Raw genomic sequence first — 15,954 nt, 5'->3', positions numbered from 1 at the left:
CGCGTCAGCTGTTTGTGGTCACCAGAAGATTGACGAGCTGACTCAGGACGGCGGTGCCCGGTGCGGCATCGCCGTCCTCCGGCGTGGGGTTCGCGACGACGGCGGCCCGCGCGGACGACTCGTAGACGCTGAGGAGCATGTCGACCGCCGTCCGCCGGTCGACGGTGAACCGCAGGCCCAGATCATCGAGGATCCGCTCGATCGCGGCGCCGAGCTCCGTGCGGAGCGTCTCCTCCTGCGCGAGGAACGGACGGCCGACCGCGGGGTCGCGCATCGCCAGGAGCTCCAGCTCGGCGCGCATCAGCGCCCACTGCCTGGCGTCACCAGGATCCGTGACCACCACCGAGAGCACGGCTCTGATCGCGTCGTGGTCCACGGAGCCGCCACGGACGATGTCCGGCTGCAGCTCCTTGCCGACCGACTCCAGGGAGGCGAGCTGCCTGCGCATCGCCCGCTCGGCGAGCGCGAGGAACAGCTCCTCCTTGCTGCCGAAGTTCGAGTAGAAGGCACCGCGGGTGAACCCGGCGGCCTCGCAGACGGCCTCGATGGACGCACCACGGATGCCGTGCCGCGCGAAGACGGTGAAGGCGGCGTCGAGCAGGCGCTCGCGGGTCCGTTCGCGGCGGGGCGTCAGGGCCGCCGCGAACGCATGCTCGACGGACGACCCGGGGTCGACGTCGCCTACACGCTCAGATGTCACAGAAGCTCCTTGGGGTGTCAAGTGACCAGTCTATCAATACAACGGTGTATTGGATGCACCGGTGTATCGGATACAGTGGTGCATCGAACCACCTTTGTCGTTCCCGCCTCTCCCCTGGAGCCTGCGTGTCCTCCGTTCTCTATTCCCTCGGCCGCTGGGCCGTCCACGCTCGTCGACTGGTCGTCGCGGGATGGGTCGTCGCGCTCCTTCTCGTGGGCGGTGCGGCCGGCTTCCTCCAGCAGGGCCTCGACAACGCCGTGACCATCCCTGGCACCGAGTCGCAGAATGCCCTCGACCGCCTCGCGACGACGTTCCCGCAGGTCAGCGGTGCCTCCGCACAGGTGATAGTGGTCGCACCCGACGGTGGGTCCATCAAGGACGAGCCGATGCGCGCGGCCATCACCGACGGTGTCGAGGCGCTCGAGGACGTCTCGCAGGTCGAGGTGGTCACCTCGCCGTACGACAAGCAGATGCCGGCGTCGATCTCCGACGACGAGCAGGCCACGCTCCTCACGATCCAGCTCGACGGTGATCAGGGGTCCATCACCGACGCGACCAAGGACGCGTTGCACGAAGAGACGGACGCGCTCGCGCGGGCCCTGCCCGACGGTGCGGAGGCGCACCTGGGTGGGCAGCTGTTCTCGTCGGAGCTCCCCAGGATGACGCTCACCGAGGGCATCGGCCTGCTGGTCGCGCTCGTGGTCCTGGTGGTGACGCTCGGCTCCCTCGTTGCCGCGGGCCTGCCGCTGCTCAACGCGCTCCTCGGCGTCGTCATCTCGATGGGGCTGCTGTTCGCGGCCACCGCGCTCGGCCCGATCAACTCGACCACGCCGCTCCTGGCCGTGATGCTCGGCCTGGCGGTCGGTATCGACTACGCGCTGTTCATCGTGTCCAGGCACCGGGAGCAGCTCGGCAAGGGGCTCGAGGTCGACGAGTCGATAGCCCGGGCGACGGGGACCGCTGGGTCCGCGGTCGTGTTCGCCGGCCTTACCGTGATGATCGCGCTGGTCGGCCTCGGTGTGGCGGGTATCCCGTTCCTCACCACGATGGGTGTGGCGGCGGCCGTGACCGTGGGCATCACCGTCCTGGTGTCGCTCACGCTGCTGCCCGCGCTGCTCGGGTTCGCGGGGGAGCGGCTGCGGCCCAAGCCGTCACGGCGCGCTCGGCGGGCCGCCGCCAAGGCGGCCGCTGCCGCCGTCGCGGCGGGCGACGAGCCCGAGGTGACCCGCCGCCGCGCGGACGTCATGACCGCACCGGAGCAGAAGCCGAACCGCTTCTTCGCCGGCTGGGTCCGGCTCGTGACCAAGGTCCCGGCGCTGACCGTCGTGCTGGTCATTGTCGCCATGGGTGCGCTCAGCTTCCCCGCGACCGACCTGCGCCTCGCGCTCCCGGACGCGGGCGTGATGGCGAAGGAGGACCCGGCGCGCGTGACGTACGACCTGGTCTCCGAGCACTTCGGTGACGGCTTCAACGGACCGCTGATCGTCACCGGTTCCATCGTGACCAGCACCGACCCCGTCGCGCTGATGGACGAGCTCGGGGCAGAGATCGAGGACCTGCCGGGTGTGGCCGACGTACCCTTGTCGACGCCGAACCAGACAGCGGATACCGGCATCATCCAGGTGATCCCCGAGGGCGGCCCGACGTCGGCCGAGACCGAGGACCTGGTGCGCGAGATCCGCGCGCAGCACGACCACTTCCTCGACGAGTACGGCGTGGACCTCTCCGTCACCGGTTTCACGGCGGTCGGCATCGACGTGTCGGACAAGCTCGGTGCGGCCCTCCTGCCGTTCGCCCTGGTCGTCGTCGGTCTGTCGCTGATCCTGCTGACCATGGTGTTCCGCTCGATCGCGGTGCCCCTCAAGGCGACGATCGGGTACCTGTTCTCCGTGGGCGCCGCGTTCGGTGTCGTCACGCTCGTCTTCGAGCACGGCGTCTTCGCGGAGGCGCTCAATGTCACCCGCTCCGGGCCGGTCATCAGCTTCATGCCGATCGTGCTCATGGGCATCTTGTTCGGGCTCGCCATGGACTACGAGGTCTTCCTCGTGTCCCGCATGCGCGAGGACTATGTGCACGGCGGCAGCGCCCGGCACGCGATCACCACAGGGTTCCAGGGCTCGGCGAAGGTCGTCACCGCCGCGGCGATCATCATGATCGCGGTCTTCGTCGCGTTCGTCCCGCACGGCGACATGAACATCAAACCGATCGCCCTCGGCCTCGCGGTCGGTGTGGCCGTCGACGCGTTCGTCGTGCGCATGATGTTCGTCCCGGCGGTGCTCGCACTGCTGGGGGACAAGGCCTGGTACATGCCGAAGTGGCTCGACCGGGTGCTCCCGTCGTTCGACGTCGAGGGTGAGGGCCTGACCCGCGAGCTGTCGCTCACCGACTGGCCCGAGCCGGGTGCTACCGACGCGGTGGCCACCGGAGACCTCGAGGTCAGCGGCCGGTCGGGTCGCATCGTCGGCCCGGTGAGTGTCCGGGTGCCCGACGGCGGCACGCTGCTCGTCCGCGGTGACGCCACCGCACCGGTCAGCGCCTTCCTGCTCGCGGTGTCCGGCCGGCTCCGCGTGACGGGGGGCGTGGCGAAGACGGCCGGGCTGGTGCTCCCCGAACGGGCGTCGTCGGTGCGGCACAACGTGGCGGTCATCGACTCGGCCGCCGAGGGCGGACACCCCGCCGAGGCGGTCCGCCAGGCCCTGCGGGACAAGCCCCGCGTGCTCGTCGTGGACGCCACCGAGACGGTGGGTGACCTGACCGCGCGGGCCGAGCTGGCACAGGCGGTGGCCGGCGCGCAGCGTGCGGGCGTCGCGGTGCTGCTCGGCTCGACGGGATCAGCGGCGACCGATCTTGCGCCGTCCGGCACCCCGGTGCTGGACGTCAGTGCGGGCGCGCGCGCCGATTCCCTCGATACAGAACGTGACCATCCGACCAACGTGACAGAGCAGGAGGTGCGGGCATGAGCACCGCAACGAGATGGCTGCGGCCCGAGCCGTTCCGCAACCCGTGGCGCGCGGTCGCCGTGGCGCTGCTACCGCTGATGATCCTGGGACTGCTGATCTCCGCTCTGTGGAACCCGCAGGACCGGCTGGACACCGTCAAGGCAGCGATCGTGAACCTCGACGAGCCGGTGAAGGTGGACGGTCAGACCGTTCCGCTCGGCCGTCAGCTCGCCGCAGGTCTGGTGAGCGGCGGTGAGACCGCGGACGCCAAGGCCGGGGACGCAGCGGCGGTGCCGGCGTCGGACGCGAGCTACGACTGGCAGATCACGGACGAGGCGGGCGCGGCCGACGGCCTCGCCGACGGTACGTACGCCGCAGTCGTGACCATCCCCAAGGGCTTCTCCGCGGCGGCGACGTCGTTCGGCGGCGACGACCCGGCGAAGGCACGCCAGGCGACCATCGACGTCGCGACCCCGGCCAACGGCCGCGTGCTCGACGACGCCCTCGCGCAGGTGGTGGCGCAGACCGCTACCAGCGTGCTCGGCAGCACCCTCACGGAGACCTACGTGGACAACGTCCTCGTCGGCTTCTCCACGCTCTCGGAGGAGCTGGGCAAGGCCGCCGACGGCGCCGACCAGCTTGCCGACGGTGCGAACGAGGCGGGCAAGGGCGCCGAGAAGCTGGCCGACGGGGCACACCAGACCTCGGCCGGCGTGGCCGGAGTCGGCGACGGCGTGAACAGCCTGGCCGGCGGCGTGGGGCAGTGGGCAACGGGCGCGAACCAGTGGGCCGCCGGCGCAGACCAGGTCGCTGCGGGCGTGGGGCAGCTGGCAGACGGCGCTGGACAGTCGGCATCCGGAGCGGCTGATCTGGCCACCGGTGCCGACCGGCTCGCAACGGGTACGAAAGGGGTCGCTGACGGCGCCAAGGGCCTAGCCGGTGGCCTCGCGCAGACCTCGGCCAAACTGCAGGGCAGTCAGGGCAACCCAGGCCCGGCGGAGGCCGCGTCGGCGCTCGCATCAGGCGCGACGGAGGTCTCGGGTGGGGTGAGCCAGCTGGTGGCGGGCCTTGAGCAGTCGTGCGCCGACCCCTCGCTCGATCCTCGGCTCACTGCTCTGTGCGGCCAGCTCCCCGAGCTTAAGAAGCTTGAGGCCGGGGCAGGGCAGGTTGCGGCCGGCATGACAGGTCTCGCCGGGACGCCCGGAAAGAAGCCCACGGGTCTCTACGAGCTGACTGCAGGTATCGGTGGTCTCGCGCAGGGCGCTGACCAGCTCGCTGGCGCTGCAGAGCAGGTATCGGGCGGTACCGCGGAGCTTGCCGGCGGTGCCCATCAGCTTGCGGGCGGCCTCACACAACTGCAGTCCGGCGCGGACGAGGCAGCCTCCGGCGCCTCCGGCCTGGCCAGCGGCGCACGCGAGCTCTCCGGTGGAGCCGGTGGCATCGCGGCCGGTGCGACAGAGCTCGCCAACGGCGTCGGTGAGCTGGAGACCGGAACCTCCCAGCTCGCGACGGGCGTCGACGGCCTGGCCGACGGCGTCGGCGAGCTGGCCGGCGGAGCGAAGGACCTGTCGAACGGCCTGGGACAGGCCACCGAGGAGATCCCGTCCTACACGGAGCACGAGCGCAAGTCGCTCGCGTCCGTGGTGGCCGACCCGGTCGCCACCGACGGTGATGTCACCGACCTCGACACCGGCGCGACGGGCCCGATGTTCGCGGTCCTGGCGCTCTGGCTCGGCGCGCTCGCGCTGATGATCGTGTTCTCGCCGGTCCCGCTGCACGCCCGTGGGTCGACCCGTGGTGCGCTGCGGCTCACGCTCGAGACGTTCGCCCTCCCGGCGGCGGTCGGCCTGGCCACCGGCCTCGCGGCAGGCGCCGTCCTCGCCGGGATCGAGGATCTCGACGCCGGAGGTTGGGCGGCGACGATGGGTGTCGGCGCGCTGGTCTCGGTCGCGTTCGTCGCGGTCAACCAGGCGCTCGCAGCGGCGCTCGGACACGTCGGCCGGGGGATCAGCCTGCTGATCGCGGTGCTCGTCATCGCGACAGGTGTCGTGTCGACCGTGCCGGCGGTGCTCGAAGGTCTGGCGGCGTTCCTGCCGGTCGGCCCCGCGACTGTCGGGCTGGGACGCCTCGTCGAACCGGGTACCGGAAGCGTCGGCCTGGTGATCGCCTCGGTGGTCCTGTGGGGCATCGCCGGCGTGGCCGTCACGACGATCATGGTGGCACGCCAGCGCACGGTCCGGGTCGCGGAGCTTTTCCGGACCGCCTGACCCAGCCACAACGCCAAGAGAGGACCGGGGAGAGGTGGGACCCGCAGCAGCTGCGGGTCCCATCTCTCCCCGGTCCTCTCTCCGCCTGCGGCCGCCTTACCTCGCCGGGGCTCGGCGGAGACGTTCCGCCGTGTCCGGCCACGGGACCTGCACCCGCTTCGTCGGCGACAGCGCCTTGGACAGGAGCGCGTCGCGCAGCACTATCCCTTCGGGCGAGAGCTCGATGACCGTGAGCTCAGGACCCTCGCCGTCGAGCAACCAGTACTCCGCCAGCTCGGCCAGGCCGCGTTCGAGCACGAGCTCCTCGGCCGCGTGATAGTCCTGCGCCTCGCCGACAGCATGACCGAGGCGGTTGCGCGGCAGCACGTCGGCGTAGTCGTCGGTCAGCGGTTCGAGGTAGCCAACGGTCTCGCCGTCCTCGCGCGTGACGGCGAGCCAGGTGTCGGTGGGGGCGATCTCCGGCGTCGTCATGGCCCGACCATACGGTCGCCCACTGCCTCAGAGCGCGCTGTTTTCCCGCCAGGCGCCTCGGTTCGCCCAAGCTCAGCGCGGAATGACCATGCACCTGCTGCCAGGCCGCGCCAGAACCTGGCAGCAGGTGCATGGTCGTCCTCGGCACGGTGAGCCGACAGTCAGTCGAAGTACGCGGGCACGTCCACGGCGCCGCCCTCCTCGGCGAACTCCGCGTGCACCGCGGCTCGCAGCCCGGCGTCGTACAGGTAGTCCAGGGCCGTCGACGCGAGCCCGGCCGCGCTGTCGACCGCGGCGGACACCGCCGCAGGGGTCGCCGCCGCGGCGGCGAACTCGGCGGTGTGCAGCGCGACGTCCGGGGCCGAGACCTGCACCAGGGGGTGGATCCCGGGTATGCGGAAGGAGACGTTGCCGAAGTCGGTCGACGCCGCGAGCGTCTCCGAGAGCACGCCGGCTGGCAGCGGGTCACGCCCGCGGCGGCGCTGCGCCACGACCCAGCGGTCGGTGAGCCGCCGGTTGGTGCGCACCGGGAGGCTCGGGTGTGCGCCGTCGTCCCAGGTGATCTCGACGTCTGTGCCCGTCATGCGCGCGGCGCCGTACGCGATGTCGTCCAGGCGGCGCGACAGGTCACGCAAGGTGTCCGCGTACTTGGACCGTGCGTACAGGTGCACGACCGCCCGCTCCGTGATGATGCTCGGCCTGGTGCCGCCCTCCGCGATCGTCGCGTGCACCCGGTCCACGGGCGGCATCTGCTGCCGTAGCAGGCCGATGCCCTGGTAGGCCAGGCTGGCGGCGTCCAGCGCGTTGCGACCCATGTACGGCTGGGCGGAGGCGTGCGCGGGCCGCCCGGTGAAGGTCCAGGTCAGCAGACGTCGACCGAGCCAGACCTGATCGGCGACGTCGAGCCCGTACGGGTGCACCATGATCGCGGCATCGATTCCGTCGAGGGCTCCGTTGCGCGCCAGGACCTCCTTGCCGGTGTGCCCCTCCTCGGCAGGTGTGCCGAGGAGCACCACCCGCCCTGCGGGCGCGTCGGCCGAGGTCATGACTTCACGCAGGGCGAGGAACGCGCCGACACCTGACGCCGCGATGACGTTGTGGCCGCAGGCGTGACCGATGCCGGGCAGCGCGTCGTACTCCGCGCAGATCGCGATGGTCGGCCCGGCGGGACCGCCGGTCTCTGCCCGGAACGCCGTCGGCACCCCGTGGGCGCCCTGCTCCGCCTCGACGCCGTGCCGAGCCAGCACCTCGATCAGCGTCGCCGCGCTGCGGTGCTCCTCGAAAGCGGTCTCGGGGTGCTCGTGCAGCCGCCGCACGATCTCGGCGAGCTCCGGCTCCAGCCGCTCGGCCGCCTGCTCGATCGTGGAGTGGAGTGCGGCGGGCGCACCGCCGTCGGGCAGCGCAGCTTCCTGTCCGCCGACGGAGTCGAGGCCGCCCGCGGGTGCCGCGCCGGTCAGCGCCTCCCGCCGCCCGACGGTCTCTGCGACCAGGTGGTCCAGGTAGGCGGTGCTGGGCGGGGTGGGGCGGCTCATGCGGCCATCGTATGGAAGGTGCCGATGCCCAGGAGGAAATCGAACGGACAGCGCTCGTCGCCGGGGCGTACGGTGCCTGACGCCGCACACTCGTGCGCGCTGACCCTGGAGCAGCGTCGCGAGGTGTGTCAGGCCTCCAGGTAGTCCTTCACGAGCTGCTCGGCCAGCCCCGTATACGTGGCGGGGGTCAGGGCTGCGAGGCGGGCGGCGACGTCGTCCGGCAGGCCGAGGCCGGCCACGAACTCGCGCATGCGCGCGCCGTCCACCCGCTGGCCGCGGGTCAGGTCCTTGAGGCGCTCGTACGGGTTCTCCATGCCGGGCACACCCGCGACGGAGGCCGCGCGCATCGCGGACTGGACGGGCTCGCCCAGCACCTCCCAGTTGGCGTCGAGGTCCTCGCGCAGCAGGGCCTCGTTCACGGCGAGCCGGTCCAGGCCGCGTGACACGTTGTCGATCGCGAGCAGGCTGTGCCCGAACGCGGGGCCGATGTTCCGCTGGGTCGTCGAGTCGGTGAGGTCGCGCTGCAGGCGGCTCGTGACGAGCGTCGCCGAGAGCGTGTCCAGGAGCGAGCACGAGATCTCGAGGTTGGCCTCGGCGTTCTCGAACCTGATCGGGTTCACCTTGTGCGGCATCGTGGACGAGCCGGTGGCCCCCTCGACAGGGATCTGCGTGAAGAACCCGAGCGAGATGTACGTCCACACGTCGGTCGCGAGGTTGTGCAGGATCCGGTTGAAGCGGGCGATGTCCGCGTAGACCTCTGCCTGCCAGTCGTGCGACTCGATCTGCGTGGTCAGCGGGTTCCAGTCCAGGCCCAGGCCCTCGACGAACGCCTTCGACACGGCGGGCCAGTCGGCAGTCGGGACGGCGACCGTGTGCGCGCCGTAGGTGCCGGTGGCGCCGTTCAGCTTGCCCAGGAACTCGGCGCCCTCGATACGGCGGAGCTGCCTGCGCAGGCGGTGGGCGAGCACCGCGAGCTCCTTGCCCAGGGTGGACGGCGTCGCGGGCTGGCCGTGCGTCCGCGACAGCAGCGGCGCCGCGGCGTGCTCGCGCGCCATACCCGCGAGCTGGTCGACGACGGCGGTCGCGGCCGGCAGCCAGACCTCCCGCACCGCGCCGCGCACCATCAGCGCGTACGACAGGTTGTTGATGTCCTCGCTGGTGCAGGCGAAGTGCACCAGCTCGCTCGCGGCGGGCAGGCTCGTGGTGCCGAGCGCCTGAGGCGCCGCGGCGATGCGGCGCTTGATGAAGTACTCGACGGCCTTGACGTCGTGCACGGTCTCGCGCTCGATCTCGGCCAGCTCGGCGATCTCGTCCGCGCCGAACGTCGCCGGGATGGCCCGGAGGTAGTCGATCTCCTGCGGTGAGAGCGTGGGGGCGCCGGGGACCACCGGCACGGAGCTGCCGGGCGCGCCGTTGCACAGCGTGATCAGCCACTCCACCTCGACGTGGATGCGCTCGCGGTTCAGCGCGGCCTCGCTCAGGTGGTCGACGAGTGGGGCGACAGCCTTGCGATACCGGCCGTCGAGCGGTCCGAGCGCGATGGCCGGGCTCACCTCCGCGAGGGTCACGCGGGTGGCGGGGCTGGTCGGGCTGGCGGCGGGCGCGGTCGTCTCAGGCACGTTCTCCATTCTCCCACGGGAGATCCGCAGGGGACCCGCACAGACCCGCCGGACGGCGCCGCACCGCTGCGAGCCCGACCACACCCGACCAGTTCGGCGCCCTGTGCACAGGCGGTCGTCCCCGGCCGACGACGGTGCCCGGCCCGCGCATAGCGTCGTGACCGATGAGGCACACCGGACGGGGAGCGCGAGATATGGGTACAGCAGGACGAGCGACGAGGAAGAGCCGATGACCGGCGCGTGCGGACCGCCCGCACCCGGATCGGGGGATCCGGCGACGGCGTTCGCAGCCGCGGTGGAGCTCCTGACCCGGGGGGCCGACCAGCTGCTCGCCGCCGCCGTCGAGGTGGACTGGGAGGCGCCCGCGGCGGAGCTGTACCGGGCAGACGTGGCCGAGGCGGCGCGCGCCGTCGCGCGCGACATCTCGCAGCTGAGGGAGGCGATGAGCCGGGTCACCGTCCTGCGTGCCTGGGGCGGGCCGGGATGACGGCACCCCTGTTGATGCCGCCGGAGGGCCCGTACCTGGCGCAGGACACCGTCTCGGTGTTCGGGGGCGCGGGAGTCACAGCCGTCGAGTCCGACTCGGTGCGCCGAGCGGCGGCCCGGTTGGCGGCCGCCGCCGAGGACCTACGGTCGGCCGCGAGACTGTGCCTTGCCGCGAGCGACGACATCGTGCTGATCGGAGCCGCGGGAGCAGCGATGTCCCGGCAACCCGGCGACCGTCTCGACCAACCCGTCGCCGCGCTCGCCCCCGTGGCCCGCGCGCTGGAGGAGGCCGTGCACGATGTGGCACGAAGCCTCGTCCAGCATGCCAACCTGTGTGACCTGCTGGGCTGGCGGGTGCTGCGTGCGGCAGGGCTCTACGAGGAGGCGGATTCGACGGCGGAGCGGGTGGTCGGCGCGCTCGTCACCGCAGGAACCTTCGGCACGGGAGCCGCGTTCGGCAGCCAGGGCGGGTTCGGGCTGGCGGGAGCAGGGATCCTGGCCGCGGGCGATCTGGCGGGTCGCGTCGGCGGGGGACCGAGCACCGGGGGTGTGTCCTGGGCAGTCAGCGGATGGCTCGGTTCGGCCGCCGTGCGCGACCTGGCCCCGTACTCCGACGAGGTGTTCGCCGGGCTGGGCAGCGGCGTCGGCTGGGCGCAGCCGGGGCTCGCCAACGGCTACCCCGGCATCGCCGGAGGAGCAGGTGTGCTCGCGCACGTGTCCCGGGAGCTTCCGCTGCTGGGAAACGACGACCAGGGGGTCCGGGTCACGCGGATCACCGCGGAAGACTTCGCGGACGGCTCGCCCCCGGCCTGGTCGGACACCGGCGCCCGGTCGGTGCAGGAGGCGGTGGCCAGGATCGACGGCCTCTACCCGGCGACCGGCGGGGCGCCGCCGGGCACCGTCGCGGTCCAGAAGGTCACCGGGCCCGACGGCGCGGTCTCGTGGACCGTGCTGATCCCCGGCACCCAGTCGGCGCTGCCCGCCGAACACCCGTGGGACGGCCGGACCGACGTCGAGCTCGTCGCCGGCCAGGCGGACGGCGCCACCGCCGCGGTCGAGCGTGCGCTCGCCGACTCCGGCGTCGGACCCGACGAGCCGGTGACCCTCGTCGGACACAGCCTCGGCGGGATCGCCGCGACGGCGCTGGTGTCGCGGGCGGGTTTCGCGGAGCGCTACCGGATCGGCGGGCTCGTCACCGCCGGGTCGCCGACCGGCCTGCTGACCACACCGCCGGGCATCCCGGTGCTGCACCTCGAGACGCCGGAAGAGCTCGTCTCGCACGCCGACGGCCGGTCCGCCGCGGAGAACCCCCGCACCAGGGACCGCGTGACGGTGGTCCGGTCGCTCCGGGACTCCGCCGACGCGGACGACCGAGCGGTGTCGGGCGACGTGGGGCGGGCCCACTCGGTCAGCACGCACGTCCGCACGCTCGACCTGGCCATCGGCCTCGGCGATCCCAGGGTGACCGAGGTGGCGGACCGGATCGGCACGCGACTGGACGGGACGACGGTGAGCACCACGTTCTACCGCGCGGAACGGGTCAGTCGGTGATCTTGTTCGGCAGGACCGCCAGGAGGATCGTCTGCACCACCGAGATCACGAGCGCCGCGAGCACGAACCACCAGAAGCCGCCGGTCACCTCGAGACCCCAGTTGGGCTGGTCCGAGAACCAGGACTGGTTGGTGATGAGCGTCGTTATCCACAGCATGAGCGCATTGATCAGGAACGACACCAGGCCGAGCGTGAGGATGTAGAGCGGCAGCGAGATGAGCTGGACTATCGGCTTCACGATCATGTGCACGAGGCCGTAGATCACCGCGACCACCACCGTGGCGAGGATCGTGCCCAGGGTGGTGCCGTTGCTGACGATGTCCATGTGGGAGCCGAGGATCAGGGCCGACAGCCCGATCGCGAGTGCGGTGATGAGGATGCGCGCCACGAGCTTCATCTGGTCATCGTGGCATGCTGACCTCCGTGGAAGAAGCATTCGTACCGCTCCGCCCGGCCGTGTCGGCACTCCCCGCCTACGTTCCCGGCGCGCGCGTCGGCGCGGGCGCACCGGCCTGGAAGCTCTCGTCCAACGAGAACCCGTACGCGCCGCTGCCGTCGGTCCAGGCCGCCATCACGCGCGCAGCGGCCGAGGTGAACCGGTATCCCGACATGTATGCCGAGGAGCTCGTCGGGGCGCTCGCGGCACACAGCGGCGTGGCCGTCGAGAATGTCGTGGTCGGCAATGGGTCCGTCGCGCTGCTGTCGCACATCCTGAGTGCCGTCGTCGATCACGGGGACGAGATCGTGTTCCCGTGGCGCTCGTTCGAGGCCTATCCGATCGCGGCTGCCGTGTCCGGCGGCAAGGCCGTGACCGTGCCGCTCGAGGAGGGCACGGGCCGGCTGGACCTGCCCGCGATGGCGGCCGCCGTCACGCCCCGCACCCGCGTGGTGTTCGTCTGCTCGCCCAACAACCCGACCGGCCCCGCGGTGCATGCGGGCGAGCTCGAGACGTTCCTGGCGGCCGTACCGAAGAACGTGCTGGTCGTGCTGGACGAGGCGTACCTCGAGTTCGTGCGTGACCCCGAGGCGCCGAACGGGATCGACGTGTACACGCGCCACGCGAACGTGCTGCTGCTGCGCACCCTCTCCAAGGCGCACGGCCTGGCGGGGCTCCGCGTCGGCTACGCGATCGCCGAGCCACGCCTCGCCGCCGGGATCCGTTCTGTGTCCACGCCGTTCGGCGTCTCGCACGTCGCGCAGGCCGCCGCACTGGCTTCACTGGAGCCGGAGGCGCAGGGTCAGCTGATGGAGCACGTCGAGGCGCTGGTCGGCGAGCGCGCTCGCGTCGTCGAGAGCCTCCGTGATCAGGGCTGGGTGCTGCCGGAGACGCACGCGAACTTCGTGTGGTTCGACCTGGGCGAGCAGACGATGGACCGCGCCGCCGAGGCGAAGACGGCGGGCGTCCTGGTGCGTCCCTTCGCCGGCCACGGCATCCGCGTGAGCATCGGCTCCCCGGATGCGAACGACGCGTTCCTGAAGGTCGCGTCAGCCTGGCGCTGACCCGGGCGACCAGCCGGATGATCGGCAAGAGGTCAGGTGATCGGCAGCCCGAGCTGCCGATCACCTGACGTTCTGCCGACCGTTCGGAGCTGGCGGCCCCGCCGCCTCAGCCGACCAGCGCGTCCGTGAGGACGCCGTCCCGGGCGGTCCACCTCGGTGCCGCGCCGACCAGCGCGTCGAGCCGCTCCAGCCGGCGGGCTGAGGCGGCGTCGGCGGGGGTCAGCACGACGATGCGTTCGCCGCGCTCACGGTCGAGCCACAGGCTCTGGAAGATCGTGTCGAGCCGGCCCACGCGCGCCGACCGGTAGTGGCGTAGCTGGGTCCGGTCGCCACGCACCTCGTGCTCGTCCCAGTACCGTACGAACTCGGGCGAGCGTTCGCGCAGGCCGCCCAGCAACCCGGGCCAGCGCGGGTCGTGCGGGAACTCGGCAGCGCGGGCGCGCATCCGTCCCGCGAGGTCCCGGAGCACCACCTCGGGTTCCACGAGGCAGGCGCGCCACTCCTCGTGCGTGAACAGCAGCCATGCGCAGTTCCGGTCGACGGGGTCGACCGCGTCGAGGTCGCCGAAGAAGAACCGGTAGCTGCGGTTGGCCGCGACGAGGTCGTAGGCGGCGGTCTGGATCGCGGCGGGGAAGGGCAGGAGCCGCTCCAGGATCGCCACGTGCTCCGGCCGCACCTCCATGAGCGGGTCCGGGGCGTGCGGCCCGGCCTCCGCGGTCCGCCCGGCCAGCAGCATGAGGTGCCGCCGCTCCTCGGGCCGCAGCCGCAGTGTCCGTGCGACGGCGTCGAGCACCTGGTCCGACGGGTTGGGGGCGCGTCCCTGCTCGAGCCACGTGTACCAGGTGACGCCGACCCCGGCGAGCTGCGCCACCTCCTCGCGGCGCAGGCCGGGGGTCCGGCGGCGGCCGGCCTGCGGCAGCCCGACCTCGGCGGGGGTCACGCGCCCGCGACGCTCGCGCAGGAAGGCGCCGAGGGCCTTGTGCTCCGGTGTCGTTCTGGTCACCGGACCAGTGTCACCCCGTCGTGCCCGCACAACCAGGTGGTGCCAGTACCCGTATGAGCAGGCTCCTGGTACCAGGATGTCGACATGCGCATCGTCGGAGCATGACGCCATCTCTCCCTACGGCCGTCGACCAGGGCACGCCCGTGGCCGCCCCGGCAAGCACACCAGCGGTCATGCCGCCGGCCACCACCTCACCGGCCTTGAACCCGGCGCGAGCGCTGACCGCAGGCGGCCTCGCCGTCCTGCTGCTCGCCTTCCTGCCCGTGAACTTCACGTTCGGCGCGGTGAACCTCCTGATCCCGGCCATCGCCGCCGACCTGGACGCCGGCCCGTCGGGCGGGCAGCTCGTGCTGTCCGCCTACACGACCACGTTCGCGGCGGGCCTGGTGGTCTCCGGCCGCCTGGGCGACCGCTACGGGCGTCGCCGGCTGCTCCTGATCGGGCTGATCGCCTTCGGGGCGCTGGCCGTCCTGACCGGGCTCGCCCAGAGCGTGGTCTCCCTGGTGGCCCTGCGCGCGGCGCTCGGCCTGGCCGCCGGGCTGTTCACGCCCCAGGTGCTCACGAGCATCCAGGCCACGGCACCCGACCGGCTCCGCACCCGCGGCATCATCCTGTTCACGGCGGCCGGGGCGGTCGCGTCGATCGCCGGCCAGGTCGTGGCGGGCGCGATAGCCGTCACCTTCCCCGAGCACCTGGCCTGGCGCGCGGTCCAGGTGGTCACCGGGCTCATCGCCCTGCTGGCCCTGCCGGGCCTGCGGGCGGTCCAGGAGTCGCGGTCGACCGCACCCCTCGGGCTCGACCTGAGGGGCGCGGTGCTGCTCGGGGGCGGGTTGGTGGCCCTGGTCGTACCGCTGACCCTCGGTCCGACGGCTGGCTGGCCGGCCTGGTCGCTCGGCCTGCTGGGTGCGGCCGCGGTGACGCTCACGGCGTTCGCGCTCGCGCAGCGAGCCACCGAGCGACGGGGCGGTCTACCCGTCGTGCCGCCGAGCGTGCTACGGGTCGCGGTGGTGCGGAACGGCCTGCTCATGACGCTGCTGTTCTTCGTCTCCTACGGAGCGATCCTGTACGAGATCTCGCAGTACGCGCGCACCGCCTGGGGCGCCGACGGCTGGGGCGTCGCGATGGTGACGCTCGGTTTCGGCGGCGGGTTCCTTGTTGCGGCGCTGCTGCTCCCGGGCGTCCTCGGCAGGGTGGGGCCGCGGATCATGGTCTACGCCGCGTCCGGGCAGGCCGTCGCGTTGCTCGGGATCGCCCTGGTGGTGGCGCTCGACGACGGTCGGAGCGCCCCGCCGGCGCTGCAGCCGCTGCTGATCGTGCTCGGCGCCGTCCAGGCGCTCATGTACGGGCCTGCGCTCCAGACGGTGCTCTCGCGCACGCCGGACTGGGCGGCCGGCGTGGCGGGTGGGCTGCTCACCACGCTGCAGCAGCTCGGGATCGGACTGGGCGTCGCACTGCTGGGCAGTCTCTTTCACGCGGTGGCCGCCGCGGCGGGCGGACCCGCGGGCGGAACCGCAGCCGCGAACGCCACGGGTTCCGGTTCGGGCCTCGCTGTCGGCTTCGCGACCGCGCTGACCGTCCAGGCCGGGTGCGCCGTGGTGTTCGCGCTCCTGGCCCACCACATCACCCGGCGCGACGCCGCGGGTTGAGGCGCTCGTCCTGGCCGGTCTGCGGGGGCGGACCGGACGAGACGCAGACGCCGCGTGGCAGGTCCGGGGGCCCGTCCGTCGAGACTCCGTCGCGCCGCTTGGTGGAATCCGACAAACGGTCCGTCGAAGGATTGGCCGTCATCGCGGCAGACCAACTTACGGTCCCGTAGCCTACGCTTGCGTAGGCTACGAGAGCGTAGGTTGCGGATCGGCTAAATTTCCGGCCGGACCCGTGCCAGG

The 15,954-nt window shown here is 72.2% G+C and carries 12 protein-coding genes; 6 read left to right on the top strand and 6 right to left on the bottom strand.

Annotation, left to right across the window (positions count from 1 at the left end):
* Window positions 1-4: 4 nt before the first annotated feature.
* Complete coding sequence (locus tag ACFWE2_RS04235) at window positions 5-700, bottom strand: TetR/AcrR family transcriptional regulator (protein ID WP_377222965.1); 696 nt, start codon at window positions 698-700, stop codon at window positions 5-7.
* A gap of 125 nt (window positions 701-825) precedes the next feature.
* Here ACFWE2_RS04235 and ACFWE2_RS04230 point away from each other — a divergent pair, with 125 nt between their 5' ends.
* Together ACFWE2_RS04230 and ACFWE2_RS04225 are read left to right on the top strand one after the other, a co-directional pair.
* Window positions 826-3,660 (top strand): MMPL family transporter, encoded by a 2,835-nt coding sequence (locus ACFWE2_RS04230; protein WP_377222964.1) that lies wholly within the window; start codon window positions 826-828, stop codon window positions 3,658-3,660.
* On the top strand, window positions 3,657-5,906 hold the full coding sequence (locus ACFWE2_RS04225) for a YhgE/Pip family protein (RefSeq protein ID WP_377222963.1): 2,250 nt from the start codon (window positions 3,657-3,659) through the stop codon (window positions 5,904-5,906). The genes ACFWE2_RS04230 and ACFWE2_RS04225 overlap by 4 nt, the downstream gene beginning before the upstream one ends.
* 96 nt (window positions 5,907-6,002) lie before the next feature.
* Here ACFWE2_RS04225 and ACFWE2_RS04220 read toward each other — a convergent pair whose 3' ends face one another.
* The 3 genes from ACFWE2_RS04220 to purB form a co-directional block, all read right to left on the bottom strand.
* Window positions 6,003-6,377, bottom strand: a complete 375-nt coding sequence (locus ACFWE2_RS04220) for a hypothetical protein (protein ID WP_377222962.1) — start codon at window positions 6,375-6,377, stop codon at window positions 6,003-6,005.
* A gap of 161 nt (window positions 6,378-6,538) precedes the next feature.
* Window positions 6,539-7,909 carry a M20 family metallopeptidase gene (locus ACFWE2_RS04215; protein WP_377222961.1) on the bottom strand — a complete coding sequence of 457 codons (1,371 nt, stop codon included), beginning with the start codon at window positions 7,907-7,909 and terminating at the stop codon, window positions 6,539-6,541.
* 128 nt (window positions 7,910-8,037) lie between these two features.
* A complete protein-coding gene (gene purB / locus ACFWE2_RS04210; RefSeq protein ID WP_377222960.1) occupies window positions 8,038-9,537 on the bottom strand; it encodes an adenylosuccinate lyase in 1,500 nt (499 codons plus the stop codon).
* A 148-nt stretch (window positions 9,538-9,685) separates the two neighbouring features.
* Between purB and ACFWE2_RS04205 the strand changes: the two genes are divergently transcribed.
* Both ACFWE2_RS04205 and ACFWE2_RS04200 read left to right on the top strand, forming a co-directional pair.
* A complete protein-coding gene (locus ACFWE2_RS04205; RefSeq protein WP_377222959.1) occupies window positions 9,686-10,015 on the top strand; it encodes a hypothetical protein in 330 nt (109 codons plus the stop codon).
* Window positions 10,012-11,565, top strand: a complete 1,554-nt coding sequence (locus ACFWE2_RS04200) for a hypothetical protein (RefSeq protein WP_377222958.1) — start codon at window positions 10,012-10,014, stop codon at window positions 11,563-11,565. Before ACFWE2_RS04205 ends, ACFWE2_RS04200 begins: the two co-directional genes overlap by 4 nt.
* Here the strand turns inward: ACFWE2_RS04200 and ACFWE2_RS04195 are convergent.
* Window positions 11,555-11,962 (bottom strand): phage holin family protein, encoded by a 408-nt coding sequence (locus tag ACFWE2_RS04195; RefSeq protein ID WP_377222957.1) that lies wholly within the window; start codon window positions 11,960-11,962, stop codon window positions 11,555-11,557. The genes ACFWE2_RS04200 and ACFWE2_RS04195 overlap by 11 nt on opposite strands.
* 14 nt (window positions 11,963-11,976) lie before the next feature.
* Between ACFWE2_RS04195 and hisC the strand changes: the two genes are divergently transcribed.
* Entirely contained in the window at window positions 11,977-13,065 is a 1,089-nt protein-coding gene (hisC, locus tag ACFWE2_RS04190) for a histidinol-phosphate transaminase (RefSeq protein WP_377222956.1), read from the top strand.
* Window positions 13,066-13,171: 106 nt separating this feature from the next.
* Here the strand turns inward: hisC and ACFWE2_RS04185 are convergent, their stop codons facing one another.
* Window positions 13,172-14,068, bottom strand: coding sequence for a helix-turn-helix transcriptional regulator (locus tag ACFWE2_RS04185; RefSeq protein WP_377222955.1), 897 nt, complete (start codon window positions 14,066-14,068; stop codon window positions 13,172-13,174).
* Between the two features lie 101 nt (window positions 14,069-14,169).
* On the opposite strand from ACFWE2_RS04185, the gene ACFWE2_RS04180 reads away from it, so the two are divergent.
* Complete coding sequence (locus ACFWE2_RS04180; protein WP_377222954.1) at window positions 14,170-15,714, top strand: MFS transporter; 1,545 nt, start codon at window positions 14,170-14,172, stop codon at window positions 15,712-15,714.
* Window positions 15,715-15,954 lie beyond the last annotated feature (240 nt).

Source organism: Promicromonospora sp. NPDC060271, from assembly GCF_042726755.1.
Lineage (GTDB): Bacteria > Actinomycetota > Actinomycetes > Actinomycetales > Cellulomonadaceae > Promicromonospora.
Note: the sequence above shows the minus strand (reverse complement) of the source record. Positions and strands in the feature narration are given on the sequence as shown.

Coding starts and splice junctions, on each gene's coding strand:
- ACFWE2_RS04225 (WP_377222963.1), top strand. CDS start 3,657: ATGAGCACCGCAACGAGATGGCTGCGGCCCGAGCCGTTCCGCAACCCG.
- purB (WP_377222960.1), bottom strand. CDS start 9,537: ATGGAGAACGTGCCTGAGACGACCGCGCCCGCCGCCAGCCCGACCAGC.
- ACFWE2_RS04215 (WP_377222961.1), bottom strand. CDS start 7,909: ATGAGCCGCCCCACCCCGCCCAGCACCGCCTACCTGGACCACCTGGTC.
- hisC (WP_377222956.1), top strand. CDS start 11,977: ATGCTGACCTCCGTGGAAGAAGCATTCGTACCGCTCCGCCCGGCCGTG.
- ACFWE2_RS04220 (WP_377222962.1), bottom strand. CDS start 6,377: ATGACGACGCCGGAGATCGCCCCCACCGACACCTGGCTCGCCGTCACG.
- ACFWE2_RS04180 (WP_377222954.1), top strand. CDS start 14,170: ATGACGCCATCTCTCCCTACGGCCGTCGACCAGGGCACGCCCGTGGCC.
- ACFWE2_RS04200 (WP_377222958.1), top strand. CDS start 10,012: ATGACGGCACCCCTGTTGATGCCGCCGGAGGGCCCGTACCTGGCGCAG.
- ACFWE2_RS04195 (WP_377222957.1), bottom strand. CDS start 11,962: ATGAAGCTCGTGGCGCGCATCCTCATCACCGCACTCGCGATCGGGCTG.